The organism is Gemmatimonadota bacterium, assembly GCA_009835325.1.
Classification (GTDB): domain Bacteria; phylum JAAXHH01; class JAAXHH01; order JAAXHH01; family JAAXHH01; genus JAAXHH01.
The window spans coordinates 1-26399 of sequence record VXWP01000043.1; the positions used below are offsets into that span (position 1 = coordinate 1).

General features: G+C 63.1%; 14 protein-coding genes. 1 reads left to right on the forward strand and 13 read right to left on the reverse strand.

The features are described 5' to 3' along the window. The 8 genes from F4Z81_05255 to F4Z81_05290 form a co-directional block, all read right to left on the reverse strand. On the reverse strand, positions 1-3285 hold a 3285-nt coding region (locus F4Z81_05255), incomplete at its 3' end, for a BamA/TamA family outer membrane protein (GenBank protein MXW04459.1). Between the two features lie 161 nt (positions 3286-3446). Next, positions 3447-6221 (reverse strand): TonB-dependent receptor, encoded by a 2775-nt coding sequence (locus tag F4Z81_05260; protein MXW04460.1) that lies wholly within the window; start codon positions 6219-6221, stop codon positions 3447-3449. Positions 6222-6389: 168 nt separating this feature from the next. Next, positions 6390-9224, reverse strand: coding sequence for a TonB-dependent receptor (locus F4Z81_05265; GenBank protein MXW04461.1), 2835 nt, complete (start codon positions 9222-9224; stop codon positions 6390-6392). 67 nt (positions 9225-9291) lie between these two features. Then, the gene (locus tag F4Z81_05270) at positions 9292-10605 is read right to left on the reverse strand and encodes an NCS2 family permease (GenBank protein ID MXW04462.1); all 1314 of its coding nucleotides are present in this window, start codon (positions 10603-10605) and stop codon (positions 9292-9294) included. Beyond that, a complete protein-coding gene (gene tsaD / locus F4Z81_05275) occupies positions 10602-11645 on the reverse strand; it encodes a tRNA (adenosine(37)-N6)-threonylcarbamoyltransferase complex transferase subunit TsaD (GenBank protein ID MXW04463.1) in 1044 nt (347 codons plus the stop codon). Before tsaD ends, F4Z81_05270 begins: the two co-directional genes overlap by 4 nt. A 397-nt stretch (positions 11646-12042) precedes the next feature. Further along, positions 12043-12912 (reverse strand): hypothetical protein, encoded by an 870-nt coding sequence (locus F4Z81_05280; GenBank protein ID MXW04464.1) that lies wholly within the window; start codon positions 12910-12912, stop codon positions 12043-12045. 123 nt (positions 12913-13035) lie between these two features. Then, positions 13036-13884 carry a proline dehydrogenase gene (locus F4Z81_05285; GenBank protein ID MXW04465.1) on the reverse strand — a complete coding sequence of 283 codons (849 nt, stop codon included), beginning with the start codon at positions 13882-13884 and terminating at the stop codon, positions 13036-13038. A gap of 58 nt (positions 13885-13942) precedes the next feature. Further along, entirely contained in the window at positions 13943-15868 is a 1926-nt protein-coding gene (locus F4Z81_05290) for a sulfatase-like hydrolase/transferase (GenBank protein ID MXW04466.1), read from the reverse strand. 39 nt (positions 15869-15907) lie between these two features. Between F4Z81_05290 and F4Z81_05295 the strand changes: the two genes are divergently transcribed. Then, positions 15908-18610: a carbohydrate binding family 9 domain-containing protein gene (locus F4Z81_05295; protein ID MXW04467.1), complete on the forward strand. Its 2703-nt coding sequence runs from the start codon at positions 15908-15910 to the stop codon at positions 18608-18610. An 11-nt stretch (positions 18611-18621) separates the two neighbouring features. Here F4Z81_05295 and F4Z81_05300 read toward each other — a convergent pair whose 3' ends face one another. From F4Z81_05300 to F4Z81_05320, 5 genes are all read right to left on the reverse strand, one after another. Beyond that, entirely contained in the window at positions 18622-19602 is a 981-nt protein-coding gene (locus F4Z81_05300) for a TIM barrel protein (protein MXW04468.1), read from the reverse strand. A 1-nt stretch (position 19603) separates the two neighbouring features. Beyond that, positions 19604-21550, reverse strand: a complete 1947-nt coding sequence (locus tag F4Z81_05305) for a DNA topoisomerase IV subunit A (protein MXW04469.1) — start codon at positions 21548-21550, stop codon at positions 19604-19606. A 6-nt stretch (positions 21551-21556) separates the two neighbouring features. Next, a complete protein-coding gene (locus tag F4Z81_05310; protein MXW04470.1) occupies positions 21557-23278 on the reverse strand; it encodes a type IIA DNA topoisomerase subunit B in 1722 nt (573 codons plus the stop codon). A 660-nt stretch (positions 23279-23938) separates the two neighbouring features. Further along, positions 23939-25096, reverse strand: a complete 1158-nt coding sequence (locus F4Z81_05315) for an acyl-CoA dehydrogenase (GenBank protein ID MXW04471.1) — start codon at positions 25094-25096, stop codon at positions 23939-23941. Positions 25097-25109: 13 nt separating this feature from the next. After that, positions 25110-26384, reverse strand: a complete 1275-nt coding sequence (locus tag F4Z81_05320; protein MXW04472.1) for an acetylornithine deacetylase/succinyl-diaminopimelate desuccinylase family protein — start codon at positions 26382-26384, stop codon at positions 25110-25112. Between the last annotated feature and the right edge of the window lie 15 nt (positions 26385-26399).

Sequence of the window (26399 nt, forward strand, 5' to 3'; positions counted from 1 at the left end):
GAAGCCGACACGCGAGCGCATGCCGATGCCGTAGGCCACCGCGAGCGGCCCGCCCGACAGCTCTTCCATCGTGCGCGGCCCCAGGCCGTTGTCACGCACCAGGCCGCCGTCGACGAATTGGCCCACGTTGGGATAGCCGGCATACTGGTTGGCCTGGGTGGAACTGGTGGTCTGGTCCCAGGTGGCGCCCGCGTCCACGAACAACGAACCGCGGATCTGCTGAAAGGCCAGCGGCAGCGGCCAGCCGAAGGCGAGGACCTCGATCAGGGGGAACCGGAACTCGGCGTTGACCAGCGCGACCTTGCTCCCCCAGACGGACCAGTAGTCCGCCCCGCGGAAGTTGAAAGGACCGCCGAATGGATACAGTTCCTGGTCCCGCCCATCGCTGCTCAGTCCGTACAGGCGGAAGGCGAAGGCGTAACGCTGCAGGACGTTGTAGTAGGCGCGGTAGTCGACGAAGACCCGCGTGAACTGCAACTCGCCGAACGTCGGCGTCACTTCGACGCGGCCACGGGCGCCGGCGATCGGGCCGGTTGGTCCGTACAGCGTGTGATCCGTGACCAGGGCGGCGGTGGGCTGGATGAAGTTGACGCTTCCCAGGCTACCCCGCCTGGTCCGCCGGATACCGAAGTAATTGAAACTGACGTCCACCAGTTCACGGGAACGGTTGACACCCTGGACCCCCAGTTCGAACCGGTTGAACTTGCTGAAAGGACGACTCAGGTAGAACTGGACGCCGCGGTTGATCTGGGTCGTCACCTGGGAAACCCAGGGACTCTGGTAGCCGCGGAGCAGGTCGTAGCTGAACTGGAATGCCGCCACGCTCCAGTTGACGCGCCGCGTCAGATTGGTGTACTGGAGCAGCAGGTTCGCGTCCGTCAGGGATCCGAAAACGTTGGCGCCGACGAGTATCTTGTGGTTGTTCAGTATGTCGCTGAAGGAAAGGACGGAACTGCCCACGAGTCCGACGTGCGTGGAGTACCCGGCGTTCCCCCCCAGATAGTCCAGCCCGAATTTGGGGGAGTATTTCCGTTTCGTGAACGTACCGTCGGTCCAGGCGGTGGTATCCGGCAACTCGCCCGCCGGACCGATGCCCCCGGGTATGGGCCCGAACGGGAACTGCGGCGTCTCCAGGAGGCCGGACCCCGTCAGCGATTCGGGCATCTCCCCGGGCGCGGCCGATTCCGCCGCGGACTCCGCGGCGGACGTCGTGTCCGGCGGCGCGGTAAGCACGGTCTGGATCGTGGTCACCTTTTCCCGTTCCGGGGTCCCGACCGGTTGTCCCGCCTCGGATGAGGCGTCCGGCGAAGTGGATGGCGCGGCGTCCTCCGTCACTGCCTGCGAACTTCCCTCCGCGTCCCCGGTAGGGGTTTCTTCCAATGATCTTTCCACGTCCGCGGAAGCGATTTCTTCCGGTGGTTCGGTTCTCAAGGGCGGTGCCAGTTGCTGCGCATCGGGCGACGCACCGGGCATCGCCGCCTTTTCGTGGTCGTAGGGTTCCTTCATCAACGACACCGGGTCGCTGATGGCGAACAGGTCGAACCCCCCCCAGGACAGGGCGGAGAAGACCAGGCGGTCCGACTTCTGCGCCCAGCTGATGGCGGGACCGGCGGCAGTTACATTGGTCACCCCGGTCAGTACGTTGGTAATCTGGTAGGTCTCGCCGTTCTCCATGTCCCGGATGAATATGTTGGACACGCCGGTGCGATTGGAAATGAACGCGATTTTGGTGCCGTCCGCCGACCACTGCGGCGAAATGCTCTTGCCGATCTGGTCCGGGATCTTCTCGACCTCTCCCGTTTCCAGGTCATACAGCGCCAGCTGCTGGTATCCGAAGGTGAGCGTTCGGAAATCGGTCACGACGCCCCGGTCCGTGGAAAAGGCGATCGTCTTGCCGTCCGGCGACCATACGGGGTCCCGGTCCGTGTACCGGTCCCGGGTAAGGGCCTTCAGGTTCCCGCCTTCGGCATCCACCACGTACAGGTCGGACTGCCCTCCCTGGAGCCCGACGAAGACCAGCTTGCTGCCGTCCGGCGACCAGCTCGGCGACGTGGCGCCGTCGAGATTGACCTTGATGCGCCGGATCACCTTCTTCCTTCTGACGTCCATGATATACAGGGCGTCCCGCGCCCCCACCTTGGCCGGGAAGGCGATGTACTGCTCATCGGGCGACCAGGAAATGGACGTGGAAAAGAACCGGAGGGACTCGAAATCGGCCGAGCGCTCGCCTTCGACCAGCTTGGAGATGATCTCGCCGTTGATGGCGGAGGCCAGGTAGATATCGTTGTACAGGCTCCGGTTGGAAATGAAGACCAGCTTGTCGCCCCGCGGTGAAATCGCCGGGGCGAGGTGCAGGCCCGCCCTGGATTCCCGGACGTCGGTCAGCTGACGGGCGAAGGCCTGCGGCTTTTCGTAATCCTCGATCTGCGGCAGATAGGTCTTGCGCACATGCTCGTTCCACTCGTCGGACAGCCTTTCGATGTCCTTGCCGATGGACGAGCGGAAGGCCTCGTTCACGTTCCGCATGCGGGCGGTCTTGCGGAGTATCTCGCCGATCTTCCGATCTCCATACCGGTCGCCGATGTAGGCGAACAGCGCCTGGCCGAACCGGTAGACGCCGAAACTGTAGTCCATGGCGGGGATGGTCGGGGGCAGATAGCCCTGCAGCGCCGCGTCGCGCAGCCACATGTGGGTATAGGCGTCGATGCGGCCGAGCGACAGGTATTCGGCCATGCCCTCCATGAACCACAACGGGGCGACGAAGGCCATGGGATTCAGGATGGAGACCCCCGGGCCCGCGCCGTAGATCACGTCTCCCTGGAAGGCGTGAACGAGTTCGTGGGTGAGTACGTGTTCCAGTTCCGCGTAGGATCCCGTGAAGGGCAGCAGTATGCGGTTCTTGTTGAACTCCGTCACGCCGCCGGTGCCCTCGCTGATAAAGCCGGGCAGGACGTTGGTCTGCTGGAAATCGGTATGGGAGGCGTACAGGATGATCGGGATCTTGTCGCTGAACCGGTGCTGCAGGATACGGCTCAGGCGGTTATACGAACGCTCCGCCATCCTGGCGGCATCGTAGGCGGCCTCTTCCTCTCCCTGGTAGTAGTAGATTTCGAAGTGGGGCGTGGAGATGATTTCCCACTTGAAGTCGCGGTACTGGACCTTGTTCCGACCGAAGTATTCTCCCTGCGCGAGCACGTCCGCAGGCGTGGCCAGGAGGCACAGAATCGCCAGTATATACCGCAACCGATGTGGCATTTTCGGTCTCCTTGAGGATGGACACATCATACGGTCGGCCGCACTCCGTGTCAAGCCAATATTGGACAGGACCCCGCGTCCCGCGCACCGGACGAAGGCCTTACCGCGCGCGTCCACAGTCCATATTGGATTGCACGAAAAACCCCGAATATAGTTTCGATTTAATGGACGACTATGCCAGGAAGGATCGGTCAGAACCGCACGGCCACGCCCGCGGAAAGCAACCGGCCGATTTCCGGAGCGCCGACGAAGGCGCGGTACTTCGTGTTCAGCAAGTTGCTGGCTTCCACGCTGAAGGTGATCGCGGAGAACTGGTAGGCGGCGTTTGCGTCCACCACGGCGTAGGCGTCGACGGGACCCGCATAGACGCCGTCCAGCATCGGGAAGGAGCCCCGGTAGCTGATCTTGCCGCCCAGGGTCAGCGGCATTCCGGAGGGGCGGTACGTAACGCCTCCGCTGAACTTGTGCTTCGGGGAATTCAAGGGGACGTCGCCGAGGTTTTCCACGTTCTCGAACAGGTTCCGGTGTATATACGAGTAACTGCCCGTTATGTGCCACGACCGGTTGGGGAACCAGGAGAACCCCAGGTCTGCGCCGTAGACCGTGACGTCGCCGAAGTTCCGGTAGGTCAGGGCGACGGCCGTCGGGTCGGACGCCTGCTCGGGCGTTACGGTACCAAAGGGAATCATCGCGGTGCCTTCCGCGATCTGGTCGACATACCGGTCGACCTCGTCCGTGTAGTCGCCGTTCCCGTTGCCGCCGAATGCGGCCGTGTCGAGAAACCGGATCAGGGTGGCCAGCTGTGCGTTCGCGGGGTCCGCCAGGTAGTCGGCGATGCCCTGGCTCAGTGCGCTTCGGAGGGAACTTTCATCGAGAAACACCGAGGGCGTAAATATCCAGAGCGGCAGGGTGTAGTCGTTCATCTGCGTGCGGTAGAAATCGGCCGCGAGGACCAGCTTGTTCCGGACGATGCCCTTGTACCCGAACTCGAGGGTCTGCGAGATGGTCGGCCGGATCTTGTCGATGTCCTGGACCGCCGAGACGTCGTACGGATCGAATCCCTGCGTTTCGGGGTTGAGCAGTTGAAGGCTGTTCGTCAGGCCGTGGAGGCGCTCGGGTATCACGCCGGTGAACTGGGCGGCCAGCTCGGGGGTGACCAGCCCGCCGCTGTCGTTACCCAGTTGCTGGATCAACTCCGCGACCACGAGTTCCCTGGCCGCACTCCACAGCAGGTCGTTGGCTTGCGGATCGTCGAGGCGGAGGTAGGTATCCCTGGGAAGCCCGTCCACAGTGGCGAAGGGCGACCGGTACATGGGCCGGCCGCTCTCGTCGCGGCGGAAGGTAAAGGGATTGCGCGCGCCGTACGACCGGATGTCGATGGAGTTGTCCGGACCCAGGCCCAGCCCTCCGAAATAGTCGCCAAGTTCGAACGCGTCGATAACTGCCCTGATGTCCAGCGACAACGTAGTCACCGTGGGCGTGTTGAACGCCCGGTTGTAGGTGACCCTGAACGTGTTCTCCGGATTGGGCTTCATCACTACGGCCGCACGCGGCGAGAACACCGGGTCATCCAGCCTGCTGTGGCGGTCGAGGCGGCCGGCGAGCATCAGGCTCACCTGGTCCGTGAACCGGGTCTCGCTCTGGAGATAGGCCCCCAATTCGTCGGTGTCGTCATCGTCCTCGTAGTTGCCGTGGATGGTCCCTTCGGTCCGCGGACGGGTAAGCAGCAGGTCCACGCCGTAGATGAACTGCTGGCGCAGACCGATATCCGAGGTGTTCTGCAGCTGCATCACGGTCAACGACGACTTGTCCACCACGCCGTCGCCGGTACGCAGCAACTGGGTTTCCCCCGCGTCGCTTTTGTTGTAGAAGAACTGGCCGAACCAGCCCCTGTACTGCATGCGGCCCTGGAGATAGCTGTACACCCAGTCCCTGCCCTGGGCCGAGCCCTGCCCCGTCATCTGGATGCTGGAGCTCTTGGAATACCCCGCCGAACCGATGAACGTCAGCTCTTCCGATGGACGGACGTCGAGCCTGATTTCCCCGTACTGGCCGTCTATGTCGAGATTTCGCGGCACGACCTCGGCGGGATCGTGGTGTTCCCAGTCCCGGGCCTTCAGGTACTTCCCCGAAATCTTGAGCCCGATCATGTCGTTTACGCTGCTGGCATGGCGGAAAGACGCCTTCCGCAGGCCGCGTTCCCCTCCGGAGAGGGACACGAAGTTGCCTTCGGATCCGAAGGGCGACCGGGATATGATGTGCATCACGCCGTTGGAGCTGTTGGGGCCGTAGAGCGCCGAACCGGGACCGCGGACGATCTCTATCCGTTCGATGTCCTCGCTGGTAATGGGAATGATGTGGAAGGAGTTGATCCGCAGCGACGGGATCCGTGCGATCCGGTTGTCCACCATCGTGAGGAGAAGGCCCGACAGCACTTTGTTGAAGCCGCGGATCACCGTACTGGCCTGCATGACGCCCGTCTTCGCGTGGTCCACGCCGCTCAGGTTCTTGATGTGCTCGTCGACGGACAGCGCCTGGGAATCCCGGATGTCCTTCATCTCGACCACTTCGACGGATGCCGGAGCGTCCAGCGCCTTCTCCTGCTTTCGGGACGCCGAAACCACGACCTCCTGACCCACGAGCACCGTGGCGGCCAGTACGAAATCCCGTTCGGTGCGCGCGCCGCGTTGAACCTGGACCCCGGTCGCGGTGTCCGCCACGTAACCCACGAAAGTAACGGTGACCTCGTACTCCCCGGCGGGAAGTCCTTCTACGCGGTACATGCCCCGGCTGTCGCTCGTCGAACCCCGCAGCCCTTCGATCGCAGGGCTCTTAACCACGACGTTGGCGCCGAAAAGCGACACTCCGCTCTCCGAAGCGATCCTGCCGGTCAGGACGCCCGTTTCCTGCGCCGCCGCCGGGACCGCCGTCATGATGACGGCCAGGATAACGCCTGCCAGTCGCATCGGAACGGTTCCTTCCTGCCGGTAAGGGCCGTGGGTATTACAGACCCCGCGCCGATGCGGTTTCGACTTCCGTTTCGCATCGGCGCGGCCAGTTTTACTTGTGTGCGTAATTACTTATAGAATAAGAAAATACGCGGATTTGTCAAGCGAATTATCGGCCGAATACGGTCAGAATCGCACCGCGAGACCCGCCATGACCAGGCGCCCGATCATCGGCGCTCCGACGAAGGCCTGGTACTGCTTGTCGAGCAGATTGCTGGCCTCCACGCTGAACGTGGCCTTAGCAAAATCATAGGAAGCGCTCACGTCCACGACGGTATGGGATTCCACGTCGCCGACGTAGACGCCGTCGGCCATTTCAAAAGCGCCGCGGTAACGCATGCGGGCGCCGAGATTGAGCGGCAGGCCGGACGGCTTCAGGCCGATCGCCAGGGACACCTTGTGCTTTGGCGCGTTCAATGGAATGTCGTCGATGCCGTCCACTTTCTCGAACAGATTCTCGTTGATGAAGGAATAGCTGCCCGACAGGTTCCAGGTTTCGTTGGGATAATAGGAGAACCCGAGGTCCGTGCCGTAGTACGAAACTTCGCCGAAATTGCGGTAGGTCAGCATCACGGCATTGGGATCGGAGGCTTCCTCCGGGGTCACCGTGCCGTAGGGGATCGCGGCCGCCGTACTCACGAAGATCCGGGTCAGCTCGTCTACCGGCGACCCGTTTCCATCGCCGCCCACGCCGGTGGCCGGATCATCGATCACCGCGAGCGCCCCGGCCAGCTGCGCGTTCTCCGGCAGGGCCAGTTGCTGCGCGATACCGGCGCCCAGGGCCGAGGCCAGTGGACCGGGATCCAGGAACACGTTGGGGGTCACGATGTGTATGGAACTGATGAAATCATGAATCCTGTTCCGGTAGAAATCAGCGGTCAGCACCAGCTTGTTGCCGACGACGCCCTTGTAACCCACTTCAAACGTCTCGGTAATGGACGGTCTCATCGGGTCCACGTCCCTGACCGACGCCGGGCCGACGGGATTGAAGGTTCCCGTCCCCGTGTCCAGTACGCCCAGTGCATTCGTGAGCCCCGGCAGGGCGGACGGGATGACGCCCGGGAACGCGGCGGCCAGTTGCGCCGCCTGCTGGGCCGCGAGCTGCGCGGCGTTCGGTGCCGGAAGACCGAGCGAAATCAGGTACTGCGTAATGATGGGGACCGCCAGCCCCTGGAGCTGCGGCGTAAGCTGCGCCAGCACGGCCCCGCGGGCCACGCCCCAGAGGAGATTGGTACTGGCCGGATCGTTCATGGGCAGAAAAGTGTCCGCGGGCAGCCCCGCCACCGGGGCGAAGGGTGACCGGTACATGGGCAGGCCGTTGTCTCCGCGCCGGAACGTGAACTGCGAGTTGACGCCCTGCGTGCGCAAATCGATGGTACGGTCCGGACCCAGGCCCAGGGCGCCGAAGTTCGCACCCAGGCCGAATGGATCGGAACCCGCGATCAGATCGAGGAAGTAATGCACCGAACTGGGTGTGCCGAAGGCCCGGTTGTACGTCAGCCTGAGCGTACTCTCAGGCGAAGGCTTGATAACCAGGGCTGCCCGGGGGGAGAATACCGGGTCCTCGATCTTGCTGTGCTCGTCCAGCCGGCCGGCCAACATCAGGCTGACCTGGTCGTTCAGGTTCGTTTCGCTTTGAATGTAGAACCCGTATTCGTCCAGATTGTCACGGTCTTCGAATTGACCGTGGGTCGTGTTCCCGGTGTTGGGCCGGGTCAGCAACACGTCCGCTCCATAGGTGAACTGTTGCCGGGCGCCCAACGCGAGGTTGTGCTGGAGCTGCATCACGGTCAGCCTCGAGGTGTCCACGATCGGCTGGGTGGTCCGGAGGAGCTTGGTATCGCCCGCGTCGTTCATGTTGAGAAAGATCTGTGCGAACCATCCCTTGTACTGCGAGCGGGCCTGGAAGAACCGGGTGGACCAGTCGACGGCCTGGGCCGCGCCTTGTCCGGTCATCTGGATGCCTTTGAGCCGGGAATACCCCGCCGATCCGATGATGGACAGGTCGTCGGTCGGACGCAGGTCGATCCGGATTTCTCCGACCAGGCGTTCGTTGTCGTTGTCCCGGGGGATGACTTCCAGGGGGTCTTCGAATTCCCATTCGCGGGCCTTCGTGTACTCGCCCGAAACCTTGAACCCGATTTTGCCGTCGACGCTGCTGGCGTGGCGGAAGGTCGCCTTGCGAAGGCTGCGTTCACCGCCGAACAGGGAAAACGCGTTGCCCTCCGAACCGATGGGCGACCGGGTCATGATGTGCATGACCCCGTTGGCGCTGTTGGGGCCGTAAAGGGCGGAACCCGGCCCGCGGACGACTTCGATGCGCTGGATGTCCTCGCTCGTAAGCGGAATGGCGCTGTCCATGTTGAGCCGGAGCGAGGCGATGCGCGCGATCCGGTTGTCCACCATCGTCAGGAGGGATCCGGTGAAGGTGCGGTTGAAGCCCCGGATCACGGTGGAACTCTGGGAAACGCCGACCTTGGCCTGGTCCACGCCGCCCAGGTCATTGATGTAGTCGGTTACCGACAGGGAAGGCCGGTTCATGATCTCGTCCAGTTCCACCACGGATATGGAGGCCGGCGCGTCGAGCAGCTTCTCCTGCTTGCGCGACGCGGAAACCACGACCTGCTCGCCGATCAGCGTCGTAGCCGCCAGGCCGAGGTCCAGCGTGGTGGTTTCACCCCCGCGGATCATTACGCCGGCCGTGGTGAGCGATTCGTAACCGAGGAAGGAAGCGGTCACTTCATAGACACCGGACGGCAGGCCGTCGATGCGGAACGCCCCTTCGCCGTCGGCCGTCGTTCCCCGCAGTCCTTCGATCGCGTCGCCTGCGACAGTGATATTGGCGCCGAACAGCGCCATGCCGTCATCGGTGGCGACTCTGCCGGCCAGGCTGCCGGTTTCCTGGGCCGCCGCCGGCCATACACTGAACAGCAAGAGCAGAACCATGCTCGTAATGCGCATGATGAATACCTCCCCACGGTAGCTGGTGGTGAATGGAGGCCACTGGTACAGGCCCGTAAACTTCAGATCACTCCATGAAAACGTAACGTGCGATAAATACAAGCGCCAGGACGTCGACGAGTGGATGCACGTCCGCGCCCTTGCCGCTCAGTCTCTTGATGACCGGATAGGCGACGAAACCCACGGCCAGCCCGTCGGCGATGCTGAAGGTCAACGGGATCGAAATCAACGTCAGGAACACGGGGACCGCTTCCGTCACGTCGCTCCAGTTCACCCGCGCCGCCGCGGCCATCATCAGCACGCCCGTTACGATCAGGGCCGGCGCGGTGGCGAAAACCGGTATGGATTCGACCAGCGGGGCCACGAACAACGTGCCAAGGAACAGGATGGCGACGACAAGGCTGGCGAATCCCGTGCGCGCCCCGGTGGATATGCCGGTGGCGCTCTCGATGTAGGTGGTCACGGTCGATGAGCCCAGCACACTGCCGAAAACCGACCCGACGGAGTCCGCCAGCAGCGCGCGGTTCGCCCGGGGCAGCCGGCCCTGGGAGTCCAGGAAACCCGAGCGTTCCGAGAGGCCGACCAGCGTGCCCATGGTATCGAACAAGTCTACGAACAGAAAGGCGAAGACGAGATGGAGAAACATCGTGTCCAGGGTGTACGGCAGGTGGACGATCGCCTCCCCGAAGAGGGTGGCCGGCCAGGCGGGCAGGCTGACCACGCCCGCGGGCCAGGGAACCTCACCGATGACCATGGCCAGGAAAGCGACCCCGGCGACACCCAGCAGGATCGCACCGCGAATACCCCGGGCAAGCATGACGCCGATACCCGCCATACCGGCGAGCGTCAACGCGAAAGGCCAGGAACGCACGTCCCCCAGGTCGACCAGGGTGACCGGATCGTCCACGATGATGCCGGCGTTCCTGAGACCGATGAACGCAATGAACAGTCCGATGCCGGCCGCCGTCGCACGCTTGAGCGGTTCGGGCACCGCAGTGATGATGGCTTCCCTGACGCGCAGTACGGTCAACAACAGGAACAGGAGGCCCGACGCCAGCACCACGGCGAGCGCGATATGCCAGTCCACCCCCATGCCCAGCACGATGGTATAGGTAAAAAAGGCGTTGAGCCCCATGCCGGGCGCCAGGGCGAAGGGGTAGTTCGCCAGCAGCGCCATCAAAAGCGTGCCGATGGCGGCGGACGCACACGTGGCGAACAGGAGTTCTCCGAACAACGCCTGGCCCATCGCCTCCGACAGCATGGCGGGGTTTACCGCCACGATGTAGGCCATCGTCATGAAGGTGGTCAGGCCGCCGGTGGCCTCGGTCCGCCAGTTCGTTTTGTGTTCGTCGAACCTGAAGAATGACGCGATACGGTTCATGGCCGCGCTGTCCCGCCGTTCATCCCGGCGCCGGTTAGATCCGCCAGGCGCGCGCGGGGCTGGACGGAAAGCGAAAGTCCGTCCCGCTGCCCGTTGCGAAACCGGTAAGCTCCGGCCGCCGCGATCATGGCGCCGTTGTCCGTGCACAGAATGGGAGGGGGATAGACCACCCGGAGCCCCGATTCGGCGCCCCTTTCGGTCATCCGCTCGCGCAGCCGGCTGTTGCACGCCACGCCTCCCGTGATCAGAATGGCGTCCACTCCGGCGACCGAGGCGGCGGCCACGGACTTGTCGACCAGCACGTCTACGACGGCTTCCTGGAAGGACGCGGCGATGTGGGCGCGGTCGCGGTCGATCTCCGCTTCGGCCTGTCCCGAAAGATACATGCGTATGGCGTTCTTCAGGCCGCTGAAACTGAACTCGAAGCCGTCGGGATCAAGGTAGGTCCGGGGAAAGTCCAGGAACCCGGGATCTCCTTCGCGAGACAGCCGATCGATGACGGGACCACCGGGATACCCGATCCGCATCAGCCTGGCGACCTTGTCGAAGGCTTCGCCGGCCGCATCATCGCGCGTATTGCCCAGGATATTGTAACGGCCCCAGTCCTCGACGAGCACCAGCTGCGTGTGTCCGCCGGATACGACGAGTGCGATAAAAGGAGGGGCGAGCTTCCCGTCCGCCAGGCGTCCCGCGAATACGTGGCCTTCGATGTGGTTCACGCCGACCAGGGGTTTGCCCATGGCCATCGCGATGGATTTGACCGTGGAAAGTCCGATCAGCAGGCAGCCCGCCAGTCCGGGGCCGTAGGTCACGGCGATTGCGTCCAGGCTGTCGGGTTCGCAGGAAGCCTGCTGCAGTGCCGATTCGATCGCGGGCAGCAGAAGGGCCAGGTGGGCCCGGGAGGCCAGTTCCGGCACGACGCCCCCGTATTCGACGTGTATGCCCTGCGAGGAGATGACGTTGGACAGGACCGTCGTTTCATCGCGAACGACGGCGGCCGCGGTTTCATCGCAGGAGGTATCGATTCCGAGGATGAGCATGGCCCCTCGATCCGCTCACTTCCGAAACTGCGCCATGGGTCTTGCCAAAACGGGTATTGTTGTTGTCGATGCGGATGTTGAATCCGCGGACCAGACTGGTACACGTCCTGGACTGGTGCACGTCCAGGCCTGGTGCACGCCCAGGCCTTGTACTCGATCGTCGCGAAATATGAAACAGCCACGAATGGTTTACAAATTATATGGTATCACGGCCGCGGCGTTGTCAATGATTATACCGCGTAAATGGCGCACATGGGCACGGTGCGCCGCGGGAAGGCAGATCCGTATCGTCTCGCTGGAGCGGAGAGGGAGCGGTGCCGCGGGCACGCCGCGCCCGGTCGAGGTACCGGGTAACGGCGTGCTTAGAGGTCAAGGCGGAGGGCGTCTATGATCCGAATTACGGATCGCTGCTTCTCAATCGGAACCTGGTATGGTCGCCACGGAGTTCGAGCAACGAGCCGCCCCCGTTGATCGTGCCGGCGATGATGCCTTCGGCGCGCTGTGACACCCGGGTCGATATCTCGAAATCGGAATCCAGGTCGCTTTGGTGGCTGACGTCGGAGTAGAGGTCGAGTCCCTGATGGCGGGGCAGGTACAGTACCGTCTGGCCCCGGTGTGCGCGTATCCGCGTATCGCCGCTGAGTTGCGTTGCTTCCATGCGAACATCTGCGTGCCGCGCGTCCAGTTCGACGGCGCCTTCCAACTCCGTCAACCGAAGCGTACCGTGATCCAAGTCCAGGCGTGTCAGGCCCGTCCAGTCCGTACCCGTTACTTCGCTGTAATGCGCATTGATGCTAATCGCGCCTTCGACGTCCTGGATTCTCGTGTCCGTGTGGCGGACGTCCAAATCCAGATGGATGCGGCGCGGCGTTCGAATTTCGTAGTGGACATAGGGGATATGCCGGATACTGATGAACCATCGTTTGTAACTGGGAATATCGTCATAGTCGGACCGGATCCGCAACGATCGTCCGGATCCCTCCACTTCGATGCTCAGCGCCGTTACGATCTTACTCGCGTAGTCGGGGTTGATTTCGAAGGGTGACTCGATACGGGCGACGATTTCCACCTCGTTACGGTCCCATGACGACAGTTCAAGACTGCCCCTGCCGGTTTCTATGCCCAGGTGGCCGCCCGGTTCAAATGCAACCGTTTTAGTGTAATGCCTGACCTCTGCGAAAGCGTCCCGTTGAAAACCCGTGAGGTCGTCGGGGAGCAGGATGAGCACGGCGGCAATGGCGAAAACTCTATACGCGAGCGTAAACATAAGGCACCTCCCATCCGGTAAGCTGAGGGTTTCTTGCGATGGGCCCCGGCATGAAGAACGTCAGGTCATCGCGCCTACCAACTTAGACCTCGAATGGAAAGTGTATGTTACCGCAAATCCGTCTCAGCTTCGGACCAGGTTACGCAGGACGAACCATACGTTCTCCTTGCGTTCCCTGAGCCTCCGGTAGAAATAGGGCATCCACTCTGTTCCGAAGGGCACGTAGACACGCATGCGGAAGCCCCTTGCGCGCATTTCCTTCTGGTACCCCGGACGCAGGCCGTAAAGCATCTGGAACTCGAAGTCGTCCCGCGCGACCTCCAGTTGCTCGGCGTATCGTATCACGCCCTCGATCAGGTAATCGTCGTGCGTCGCGAAAGCGGGATAGTGGCCGTCCCGCAGGAGCTGTTCCGTCATCGAAAGAAACGCGCCGCGGATGTTGGGCATCCGCTGCAGGGCCAGGTCGGAGGGTTCCCGGTAGGATCCCTTGCACAGCCGCACGCGGGCTCCGATCTTGTTGAGCACGAAGATGTCGTGGGGGCTGCGCAGCAGCATGGCCTGGATCACCACGCCGGAGTTCCTGTGAAGGTCGTACAGGTTGTAGAATATATCCAGGGTCTGCTGCGTGTAGGGCGAGCCTTCCATGTCCAGCCGTACGAAGATGTCCCGTTCCTTCGCGGCTTCCAGGATCCGGCCCAGGTTGTCCAAGCAGTACGCTTCGTCTATATCCAGTCCCAGGTGGGTGAGCTTGACGGAGATATTGGCCTGGAGCGCGCCGTCCCGGATCAAGTCCAGCATGATAAGATACTGGCGGACGGCCTCGTCCGCCTCTTCGCGTTCACGGGTCGCTTCGCCGAGCATGTTCAGGGTCACGTCGAGCCCGTCGCCGTTCAACGACCGGACGACGTCGACCGCGGCCTCGAGGGATTCCCCTGCGACGAATCTCCTGGCGAGGAAGAACAACCGGCTCATTTTGGCTCCGTTACCTTGTGCGGCGGACCAGGCGGACCGGGACGACCATGCGGACTGCTTACGCCGTGAAGGGATCGCGACCGAACCCGGGGCGGCGCGCATAGGTCCACGCTACCCGGCTCACGTCCTCGTTGGACATGCGCCAGTCCAGCAGTTTCACGCGCAGGTCCCGGACCGCGTCGGCATAGCGCGGATCTTCGGCCACGTTATGAAGTTCGCCGGGATCCCGTTCCAGGTCGAAGAGCACGTCCGGCATGCCGTTGAAGTGCCAGTACTTGAACCGGTCGTCCCGCACCATCCATCCCCGGCATTTCTCCGGCGGGATGCCAAGCTTTTTTGGCGTCCAGTAGAACCGGAAGTCCCAGTCCGCGAAGACCTCTCCGCGCCAGTCGGCCGGGCTTTCGCCCCGCAGGAGGGGAACGAGAGAACGACCCTGCAGGGCAGGCGGCATGCCCGGTGCGCTGGGTCCGCCGGCACCGCCGGCACCGCCGGGTCCGTCCGTTCCATCCGGTCCTCCGGGTCCGCCAAGTCCACACACCTCCAGGCAGGTCGGCAGGACGTCCAGGGACTCGACGAACGCGTCCATCATCGTCCCGCGCGTGGCGTCCGCACAGGACCGGGGATCGCGGACGATGAAGGGCACGTTGTACGCCTCGTCGTAGAAGAGTTCCTTCTCGAACATCCAGTGGTCGCCCACGTATTCGCCGTGATCGGACGTGAAGACGATCAGCGTGTCCTCCCAGAGACCCCGGTCCTTCATGAAACCGAACAGCCTGCCCAGGTGGTCGTCGATTTCCGTGATCAACCCGTAGTAAGTCGCCCTTCGCTGCCGCCACACTTCCTCGTCGTCGTATGCCACGCCGCCCCGTTCGATCCGGAAGGGGACGTGGAAGGGATGGGGTCGCTCCAGTTCCTCCGGAGACCGGTTCGGAGCGGGGGAGTCTGCGGGATCGTACATCTCGTTGTAAGGATAGGGCGCTACGATGGGAAGATGGGGCTTGAAGTAGGAGAGGTGCAGAAACCAGGGCGAATCCCCGGCGTCGTCCATGAAGGCCATGGCCCGGTCCGTCATGAAGGCGGTATCGCTGTCCTCACGCCTGAAACGCGTGGGGTAGGCGGAATGATCCCGGAAAAGGGGTCCTTCCCGGTCGGCATCCGCGGGCATTTCCACCGCGAAAGGATCGGCAATGACATCTTCGGCGTACCCCTTGCTCCTGAGATAGGCCAGCCAGCCCTCCCCCCTGGATTCGTTCAGCTCCCAGGTTTCCAGGCCGGCCAGGGCCGCGCGGCGGAACCCCTGTTCAGGTTGCGCCCCGGGATCGCCGAAGGGATCGGGGGTGTAGTGCGTCTTGCCGCAAAGGGCCGCACGGTAACCCGCCTCGCCGAAGAAGTGGCCCATGGTCTTCTCGTCCGCGGGCAGGGGCACTTCGTTCCAGGGAGACCGGTTGGCGTGGGGATACCGGCCCGTGTAGAAGCACATGCGGCTGGGACCGCAGACCGCCGATTGCACGTAGGCCCGCCGGAAGAGGACGCCTTCGGAGGCGAGTTGGTCGAGATGGGGCGTCCGGACCACGGAGTGGCCGACGCCGGACATGCAGTCCGCCCGCATCTGGTCGGTCATGATGAAGAGTACGTTCGGTCGACCACCGGGCATGTGGGATCTCCGCGCGCTGCGATGTACGGCTGCGGGGTACGGCCGCGCGCTGCGGCGAAAGACCGGTAGGCGCGACGGGCGGCAATGGTGCCGCCTGAACGGTAATATGCAGCCGTGTTTCCCGATAGGCAAAAGCATATTCCTATATGGATACGCGCGCGGGCGCTCTCCGCCTGCCGGGGAGAGACCGGGGATAAAGTGCAAGTGCATCCGCGGAGGGGAAAATCGGACAGGTTTTGTGAATAGGATGGTCCGGAGGAATGTATGCAGTACGTCTCGCCGTTCTATGTCGTTGCGTGAGAACCGGGGGCCTCGAAAAAACGCAACCATTCAGGTCGTTTCCCTGTCTTAGATGCAGCGCGTGAATCGATGGTCGGCGAGGACCCACAAATGGCTGGAGGACATACCTTGTTTCTGAACAGACTGCATCGGTGGACGATCACCCTGTCCGCCCTGATCATACTGGGACCCGTGGAATCCGAAGCACGCCAGCCGGCGCCGGAAAAACGGGTGTACAATACCCGGCACCTCACGTCGCTGCCCCCCGACATCGACGGCAGGGGCGATGATCCGGCATGGAACGACGTGGAGTGGTCCGGCGACTTTACCCAGCTGGATCCCGATGACGGCGGGGAGCCTACGCAACAGACGGCCTTCAAGATCCTTTTCGACGATCACAACCTCTACGTGCTGATCCGGGCCTTCGATACCGAACCGGACCGGATTACCAACCGCGTGACCCGGCGGGACGACTGGGACAACGACTGGGTGGAGATCCATTTCGACAGCTACCACGACAAGCGCACGGCGTTTTCCTTCACGCTGACCGCCTCCGGCGGGCGGGGCGACGAGGCCATATCGAACGACGGCAACGACTGGGACCCGAGCTGGGACCCCGTATGGTTCGGGGCGTCCACCATCGACGAAGAGGGATGGCTTGCCGAGATGCGCATACCCCTAAGCCAGTTGCGGTTCTCCGGCGAGGAGGGACAGGTATGGGGCCTGCAGGTACAAAGAAGGCTGTACCGCCGCGAGGAGCGTTCAGGCTGGCAGCACATCCACCGGAATTCGCCGGGCTGGGTCAGCCTGTTCGGTGAACTGCGCGGCCTGGAAGGGATCGAGTCTTCCCACCGGATCGAGATCCTGCCCTACGTCGTGGGCGACCTGAACCGGTTCCAGGCCGAAGCACAGAACCCCTTCCGCGACGGCCAGCGCACCGACGGGCGCATCGGACTGGACGGCAAGATCGGGCTCGCCGGCAACATCACCATGGACCTGGCCGTGAACCCCGACTTCGGCCAGGTCGAGGCGGATCCTTCGCGAGTCAACCTGTCGGCCTTCGAGCTGTTCTTCGAAGAGCGGCGGCCCCTCTTCGTCGAAGGGAAGAACATCACTGAGTTCCAGGTAGGCGGCGGCGGTCCGTTCCGGAACGATCAGTTGTTCTACTCACGGCGCATCGGCCGGTCTCCCCAGCGGAGCCCGGACCTTTCCGACGGCCAGACCATGGAGAAGCCCCGGAATACGCCCATACTCGCCGCCGCGAAGATTACCGGCAAGACGCCCCGCGGCCTGTCCATCGGTATCGTGGAAGCGGTCACCGGGGAAGCTTCCGCCCGGATAGACACGAAGGGCGCGCGGAGCGAAGAATCCGTGGAACCGCTGACCAATTACCTGGTCGCGCGCCTGCAGCAGGACTTCAACGACGGGGGCTCGTCGCTAGGCACGATGCTCACGGCGACCAACCGGAACAACAACAGATCCCACTTCGATTTCCTCAACCGGGCGGCCTACACGGGCGGGATCGATTTCCGCCACCAATGGAGCGACCGGACCTACTGGCTCAACGCGAGCATGTCGTTCAGCCACATCCGGGGCGAACCGGAGGCGATTACGCGCGTGCAGCGCAACTCCGCGCGGTACTACCAGCGACCCGACGCCGACTACGTGGCCCTCGACTCGACGCTGACCGCCCTAAGCGGCCATGGTGGCAGCTTCGGCATAGGCCGTTCGGGAAACAGCCCGTGGAACATGGGGATCTCCGGGACCTGGCGCTCACCGGGACTCGAACTGAACGACGTGGGATTCCTGCGACAGGCCGACGTTTTCATGCAAAACAGCTGGTTCGGTTACCGGTCGGAAAAACCGAACCGGATCTTCCGCGAGTACAATGTATTCCTGAACCAGTGGCAGGGGTTCACCTTCGGCGGGGACCGGAAGTTCCTGGGCGGCAACGTCAACGGGGGCGGCCAGTTCAACAACTACTGGTGGGTTTGGTTCAACGTGAACTCGGAGATCGAAGGCCTGTCCACCACCGCCCTGCGCGGCGGGCCGGCCCTGAAATCACCGGGCAACGTGGAATTCAATTTCGACGTCGACACCGATGGACGCAAGCCGGTCAGTTTCGGCATCGGCGGTGGGCACAACCGGCGCCGCGATGACGCGGGAAACTCGAGCTGGGTGTACCTGTCCATGCGGTACCGGCCGAGTAACGCCATGAATATCCGCATCAATCCGTTTTTCGACACCGCCCGGAACGAATTGCAGTACGTGTCCAATGAAACGTTCGGCGACGTCGGTCAGTCCGACCGCTACCTGCTGGGTCGCGTAGAACAGAAGACGCTGGGGATCGGTATCCGGCTCAACTACAGTATCACCAACAACATGTCCATCCAGTACTATGGCCAGCCCTTCGTATCGGCCGGCCGCTACGCCCGGTTCAAGCGGATAACCGACCCGCGGGCCGACCGGTACGCAGACCGATTCGAACTGTTTTCGGACGGCCAGCTGGCCTACGACGATTCAGACGAAACTTACCACGTGGATGAGGACATGGACGGCCGGACCGACTATTCATTCGGCGATCCGGACTTCAACTTCCGCCAGTTCCGATCGAACCTGGTGTTGCGGTGGGAGTACACGCCGGGCTCGACGCTGTTCCTCGTGTGGCAGCAGCAGCGCAGCCGCTCGGGCGGCACGGGCGAGTTCGACGCGGGACAGGACCTGAACGACCTGTTCGACACCTATCCCTCGAACATCTTCCTCTTGAAGTTCAACTACTGGTTCTCGCTCTAGGCGGGTGACGGCTAGGCGGGCCGCAGCTTGTTCACCATCTCCAGCATGGCCGTCATGTAACCGATGGCGTAGGCGCGCCCCCGGTGATGCCAGTCGGTGTCATCCACGAAACGGGGCACGTGGTCGGTGATCATGAACCCGGTGAACCCGACCTCCTTAAGGGTCCGCATGACCTCGTAGGGATCCACGTTCCCCTCGTTGATGAAGCACTCGTTGAAACAGGGCACGTTCCCCTGCACGTCGCGGAAATGGACGTAGATTATTCTGCCGGCGCCGCCGAAGTGCCGCACGGCCTTGATCACGTTGTCGTGACCCCCCATCTCCGACCAGCATCCCATGCAGAAATCCAGGCCGTGGTACGGACTGTCGAAGGTGTCCATGGCCCGCTTGAAGCCTTCGAAGCTGCTGAAGATCCGCGCTACGCCGCCCAGCATGGGGATGGGCGGGTCGTCGGGGTGCACGGCGAGCTTGACGTTGCTTTCCTCGGCGACCGGCAGGATCCGCGACATGTAATAGTGGTAGTTGTCCCACATCTCGTCTGCCGTGTACGTCCGGCCATGCGTGGGCTCCAAGTCCTTATGCGCCTCGAAATCGAACCGCGTGGCCGTGGCTCCGCCGCGGAGCACGGCTGGATCGGGCGTACGCCAGACGGCACTGGGCATCCAGTGGTAACCCAGGATGGGAATGCCGGCCTTGCCCATGTTGCGGATCGTGTACTTCATGTTTTCGATCTGGTCGTCGCGGCCCGGCAGCCCCAGCATGGCCTTGTCGTAGAAGGGGATGGGCACGTTCTCCAGGGCCATCAGGCGCAGTTCGGCGTTGTCGGCCCGCTTCTTCAGGTCGACCAGGTCCTCCAGTTCCCAGCGCTTCTCGCCCGGAAGTTTCGGCGTGTTCATGAGGAAGTCGTCTGCGCCGAGCTGCTTGATGTAGGCCAGTTTCTCGTCGGTGAGGACGTTGAACTGCCCGAGGCCGATACGCATTTCCAGGGTCATGTCAGTCCTCGCCTTGTCCGGGTTCGGCCGGGGAAGCCGTGGGTTCCGCCTGCTCCGGCTTCCTGGCCAGCCTCACGCCCTTGAGCGCCTTAGGAGCCAGGCGGATCCCCCTGGCCCGGTTCCCCCGAACGGGAAAGAGCGAAAGATCGAAGGCTTCCTCGAAGACCCGCATCCGCGGCGTGGGCTTGTAGGTGATATTCGCCGTGACGTCGGTATCCGTGGTCAGTTGAAGGATACGGCAATCCTCGGGCACGAGCTCGTATCCCCGATTCAGAATAAACTTGTCCAGCTTGCAGCGCTTGACGTAGGGATGGCCCTTCCGGTCCCGGTAGATCATGGTGAACACCAGGTCGGGATCGACGAACCCGCAGTACAGCATGCCCTTGTCCACGAAGAGCCGTTCGATCTCGTCGTGGAGCGCGTAGGCGCCGGTCTTGCGGATCACGAGGACCCGGTCATAGGGCGATACGTCGAAGAGGGTGTCGCCGCTGCCCAGTCCATACCCCAGGTAACCGGTGCTCCGGTCGTACTTGAGCGCCAGGTTCCGCTGTGCCGCCTCCCGGGCGTCGACCCGCTTGAAAGCGGTGATGGTCGTCCTGCGGGGAAAGGCCTCGCGGTACCGCCCGATGAGCCCTTCCAGGAGCGTGATCGCGTAGGCCGAAAGATGGCCCAGGTGATCCCTGATCTCCCGCAGGCGATTCCGGATGGCCTTCATCTCCTCGTTGGCGCGGTTGATGTCGTACAGGGAGATCCGCCGGATCGGCACCTTGAGCAGCGTATCGATATCCTCGGACGTCAGTTCCTTCACCTTGGATTCGAAGGGTTCGAACCCTGCCCGGATCGCTTCGTGGATTTTTCCCTGCTCCCGGACTTCCTCGATGCGCTTGTATATCCGTTCCTTGATGAATAGCTGCTCCAGCGTTTTCGCGCGCAGCTTCGCGTGCAGCTGTTTCCGTTCGATCTTCAGTTCGGCTTCGAGGACCTCCAGGAGCCGCTGCGTGTTGTGCCTGAGCACGTCGGAAACGGGCAGTATGCACGGGTGGCCCGTCCGGATGACCAGCACGTTCGTGGAGATGGAGGACTCGCAGTCGGTGAAGGCATAGAGGGCGTCAACGGTTTCCTCGGAATGGACGCCCCGGGCCAGGCGGATCTCGATTTCCACCTCGTCCGCCGTGAAGTCGGAGATGCCGGCGATCTTCAGCTTGTTCTTCTTCGCCGCCGCCTCGATGGACGCGATCAGGCTTTCGGTGGTCGAACCGAAGGGCAGCTGGCGTATGACGATGCGCTTGGGATCCTTCACGTCCAGCTGGGCGCGGATCATCACCTTGCCATTGCCGTCATTGTATTCCGAGACGTCTACCAGGCCCCACGTCGGAAAATCGGGCTGGACCTCGAAGGGCTCGTCGCGGAGGCAGGCGATCTGGGCCTCCATGAGCTCGATGAGGTTGTGCGGCAGGATCCGGGTCGCCATGCTCGAGGCGATGCCTTCGGCGCCCATGGCAAGGAGGACGGGAATCTTCGCTGGAAAGGCCACGGGTTCCCTGTTGCGGCCGTCGTAGGAATCCACGTACTCGGTGATCTCCGGATCGTGCAGCACCTCTTTGGCCAGCGGCGTCAGGCGGCATTCGATGTACCGGGCCGCCGAGGCGGGGTCGCCGGTGAGGGTCGAGCCGAAATTCCCCTGCTTCTCGATGAACATGTCCTTGTTCGCGAGATTGACCAGCGAGCCGAAGATGGACTGGTCCCCGTGGGGATGGTACCTCATGGTCTGGCCCACCACGTTGGCGACCTTGTGGAACTTCCCGTCGTCCATCTCGAAGAGGGTATGCAGAATGCGGCGCTGCACGGGCTTGAGTCCGTCGTCGATCTCCGGAATCGCCCGGTCCTTGATGAAATAGGAGGCGTACTTCAGGTAGTAGTCTTCGAAGAGGGTATCGGCGTAGGCCATGGGGTCCTATACTTCGTCCAGCAGGTTCTCCACGATGTAGTCCCTGCGCTCGGGCGTGTTCTTGCCCATGTAGAAGGTGAGGGTTTCCGGTATGCTGTGGATGGAACGGACGTTGACCTTCACGAGCCGCATGTCGGAACCGATGAACTGGCCGAATTCGCCGGGCGAGATCTCGCCCAGCCCCTTGAACCGGGTCACTTCCGCCCCGCGAATCCGGTCCAGGGCCGCGTTCCGCTCCTTTTCGCTGTAGCAGTAGACGGTTTCCTTCGTGTTGCGCACCCGGAAGAGCGGCGTTTCGAGGATGTGGACGTGGCCCGCGAGCACCATCTCCTCGAAGTAGCTCAGGAAGAAGGTCATCAGGAGATTGCGGATGTGGTAGCCGTCGTAATCGGCGTCGGTCGCGATGATCACCTTGTTGAACCGCAGGTTCGATATCCCTTCCTCGATGCCGAGGGCCATCATGAGATTGTAGAGTTCCTCGTTCTTGTAGATGGCCGCCCGCGTGCGGGAGAAGACGTTCAGGGGCACGCCCTTGAGTCCGAAGATCGCCTGGGTCAGCGGGTCCCGCGCCGAGACCATCGAACCGGCGGCCGAAGGCCCCTCGGTGATGAAGATCGAGGAATCCTCCCCGTACTTCGCGTGATCGAAGTGGTACTTGCAGTCCTTGAAATTGGGGATCTTGATGGCGATGCGCCGGGCCGCCTCGCGGGCTTCCTTCTTGACCGCGTTCAATTCCTTCCGCAGGCGTTCGTTCTGGGTGATCTTCTCCTGAATCTTTTGGGCGGACTCCTGGTTCTTGTGCAGGAAGTCCACCACGGCGCTGCGGATCTCCGAGACGAGCCAGCCCCGGATATCGGTATTGCCCAGCTTGTTCTTGGTCTGGGATTCGAAAATGGGTTCCTTCAGCTTGATGGCGATGGCGCCCGCGATGGACTCGCGGACGTCCACCCCGCCGTAGTTCTTCTTGAAGTACTCGTTGACGCCCTTGAGGATGCCCTCGCGGAACGCGCTCTGGTGGGACCCGCCGTCCGCGGTGTACTGGCCGTTCACGAAGGAGAAGAGCGTCTCGCCGTAGTTGGTGGTGTGCGTGAAGGAGAACTCGATGTACTGGCTCTTATGGTACGAAGGCTCGTAGAGGACGTTCTCGCCCACCTCGGCCTTCAGGAAGTCCAGCAGGCCGTACTTGGAGACGAAGCGCTTCTTGTTGAAGACCAGGCGGAGGCCGCTGTTCAGGCAGGCGTAGTTCCACATGCGGCGTTCGACGTAGTCCGGCTGGAAGGCGTATTCCCCGAAGATCTCCTCATCGGGCAGGAATTCGACATAGGTGCCGTCCGGCTCGTCCGCGGCGCCTTCGTTCTGGCCGAGCAACTGCCCCCGCTCGTACACCGCCTCCGCGTAGCGTCCGTCCCGGTAGGCCACGACGCGGAAATCGACGGAAAGGGCGTTGACCGCCTTGGCGCCCACGCCGTTCAGTCCGACGCTGAACTGGAAGACCTCGTCGTTGTACTTGGCGCCCGTGTTGATGATCGAAGTGCACTCCACGACCTTGCCCAGGGGAATCCCGCGGCCGAAGTCGCGTACGCGGACGCGGTTGTCTTCGATGGATACGTCGATCTGCCGGCCGTGGCCCATGATGAACTCGTCCACGGCGTTGTCGATCACTTCCTTGAGGAGGACGTAGATGCCGTCTTCGGGATCGCTGCCGTTCCCGAGCCGGCCGATATACATGCCGGTGCGGAGCCGGATGTGTTCCAGCGACGAGAGGGTTTTGACCTTGCTTTCGTCGTAGACGGCGGCGTCCGAAGCGGTCGCGCCATCCGTGGCATTCGTAGCGGCCGGGGCGTCCGGAGATCCGTTGCCGTCGACGGGTCGTGCGGCCGGAGATCCGTTGCCTTCATCAGGTCGCACGCCGTTTTCCGATTCGACCGGTTTTCGGTTGGTCGTGGCACCGCTGCCGCGCGAACCATTCCCGTTGCCGGACCTGTCGTTCGCCCCTTCTTCCCGCGGCGTGAGCAGGTCGAGCTGGGTGTGCTGGTCTTCTCCGTTTCTCGAACCGTTCCGGGTCGCCATAGGTCCTGCCCCTGTCGCAACAAACCGCAAAACACTATGTGGTCGGCCATCCTCCATGCCGCGCGGTCGGCCAATCCCTCCGCGGCGCGGGCATTAGAACATGTCGTGTCAGGCCATGCAGTTAGCACAATATATGGCCGTAGGCCGCGCGTGTCAATATACGCTACATGGCTGTATGCCGCGCGTATCAATATACGCTACGTTTGTTTGGTAATTTGTCAAGGGAAACCAAGCCCACGCGGGTACCATCGCGCGTACCAGCCTGTGATGGGATCGAGGCACGCGGGACGGACGCCCCGGGACCCACCGCCGGACGCCCTAGGACCCGGCGCCGTCCGACTTCAGGATGTTCCGCGAGATGACGATCTTCTGGGCTTCGGAGGTGCCTTCGTAGAGGGTGGTGATCCGCGCGTCGCGGTAGAAGCGTTCCACGTCGAAGTCGCGGATGTAGCCGTAGCCGCCGTGGATCTGAATGGCTTCGTTCGTGATCCGTATCGAGGCCTCGGACGCGTACAGCTTGGCCATGGACGACGCCGTGATGTAGTCCTGCCCGGCGTCCTTGAGCCACGCGGCCCGGTAGGTCAGCAGGCGCGCCGCCTCGAGTTCGGTCGCCATTTCCGCCAGCTTGAAGGCGATCGCCTGGAACTCGGCGATGGGCTTGCCGAACTGGGTCCGTTCCTTCGCGTACCGCACGGAAGCGTCGTAGGCCCCCTGCGCGATGCCCAGGGCCTGGGCTGCGATGCCGATGCGGCCGCCGTTCAGTATGGACAGCGCGATGTTCAGCCCCCGGCCTTCCTCGCCCAACAGATTTGTCTGCGGCACGCGGCAATCCTCGAATAACAACTCGCTGGTGTCCGAGCCCCGGATGCCGAGTTTCTGCTCCTGGCGGCCGACGGTGAAACCGGGGGTCCCTTTCTCCACGAGAATCATGCTGAGGCCGCGATGGCCGGTGTCGGGGGCGGTGGTCACCAGCACGAGGAGGTAGTCGGCGAAACCGCCGTTGGTCACGAAGTGCTTCTTGCCGTTGATGACGTATTCGGTGCCGTCCTTCTGCGCCGACGTGACCGTCGAGCCGACATCCGTCCCGGCGCCGGGCTCGGTCAGCGCGAGACAGGCCTGCGCTTCGCCTCGCCCCAGGGGCGGCAGATATGCCTTCTTCTGGTCTTCGGTTCCGAAGGCGAAGACGCCGTCGGCGAAAAGGGAGTTGTTCACCGAGACGCATACTCCGGTCGACGCGCACACCTTCGAGAACTCCTCCACGGCCAGCACGTAACTGAGCGTATCCAGGCCGGCGCCGCCGTACGCCTCGGGAATCATCATGGCCATGAAACCCATCTCGCCGAGTTCCCGGATCGTATCGAAATGTACGGCTTCGCGCTCGTCGATTTCCCGGGCGTGGGGCTTCAGTTTCTCCTCGGCGATCCGGCGGGCGGTGTCCCGCATCATGGCCTGGTCGCCGCTCAAGGCGAATTCCATCGGTTCCCCCTCTTCAGTTCACGCCGAGCAACCGGGCCGCGGTGACCGCCATGACCTCGCAGCTCCGGACGAGATGCTCGATCTCACAGTACTCATCGGGCTGGTGGGCGAGATGGAGCAGTCCGGGGCCGTAGGCGATGCACTGCTTCACCCGTCCCGTGTTGTGGACGTGCTTGTGGTCGTAGGTGCCGGGGCTGGCCACTTGTTCCGCGGGAACGCCGGTCAGATCCTCGATCGTGCGGGCGGCCGTACCGACCAGCTCGGCGTCCGGGTCGGTCTCGACCGGGCGAACGACCATCAGGTCGGTGAGCTCCGCTTTGAAGTCCCGGTCTTCCGCGGTCAGGCTGGCGATCAGCGTCTCGATTTCTTTTTTTACGTCGTCGAAGGATTCCTCTATCAGAAAACGCCGGTCGAAGACGGCGGAGCACCGGTCGGCCACGCAGGGCGAGCCCACGCTTCCGTCCGTCTGTCCGCCGGTAATGCCGTTCACGTTGATCGTGGCCCGGCGCGCTTCCGGCGGGTCCACGGGCATGTCCGTTTTGCGGGCGTGTAGGGCCGGCGCGAGGTCTGACGAGACCCGGCCCAGGAAACGCTCCATCTGGCTGATGGCGCTGACACCCAGAAAGGGCATGCTGCCGTGGGCGGTCCGGCCGATGGTGTCGATCCGGAACCAGTACACCCCGCGGTGACCCAGGCAGATGCGTCCCGGTCCGAAGGGTTCCGGGATGATCACGTACGAGGTCCGTTCGGGGGAAATGAGTCCCTCGCGGGCAAGATGGTCCATGCCGGCGAACCCGCCGGTCTCCTCGTCGACCGTCGCGCTGAACTCGAGACTGCCGCGCAACGAGACGCCCGCCTCCCGTACCGCGGCCGCCGCGAAGAGCGCCGCGGCGATGCCGCCCTTCATGTCGCACGCGCCGCGGCCGTATATCCTGCCGTCCTTCTCTTCCCCGCCGAAGGGATCGACCGTCCAGTGCTCCCCAGGCGGAACCACGTCGGTGTGGCCGTTGAAATGCAGCGTGGGCATCGGCGAACGGCCGGGCAACCGGCCCACCACGTTGACACGCGGGTGTTCTTCGGAATGGTCCGGATGGCCGGCGGCGGTGACGTACCGGGTTTCGAAACCCAGTGCGCTCAACCGGTCGCCCACGAGCCGGGCGCAGTCCAGGTATCCTTCACCCGGCGGATTCACGGAGGGGATTTGGATCAACTCCCGCAAAAACCCGATCATGTCGTCGCGGAGGACGCGGACCTGTTCCACGATGCGCTGTTCGAGCGGGGTTATCATGGGCTGGCGGGGGAG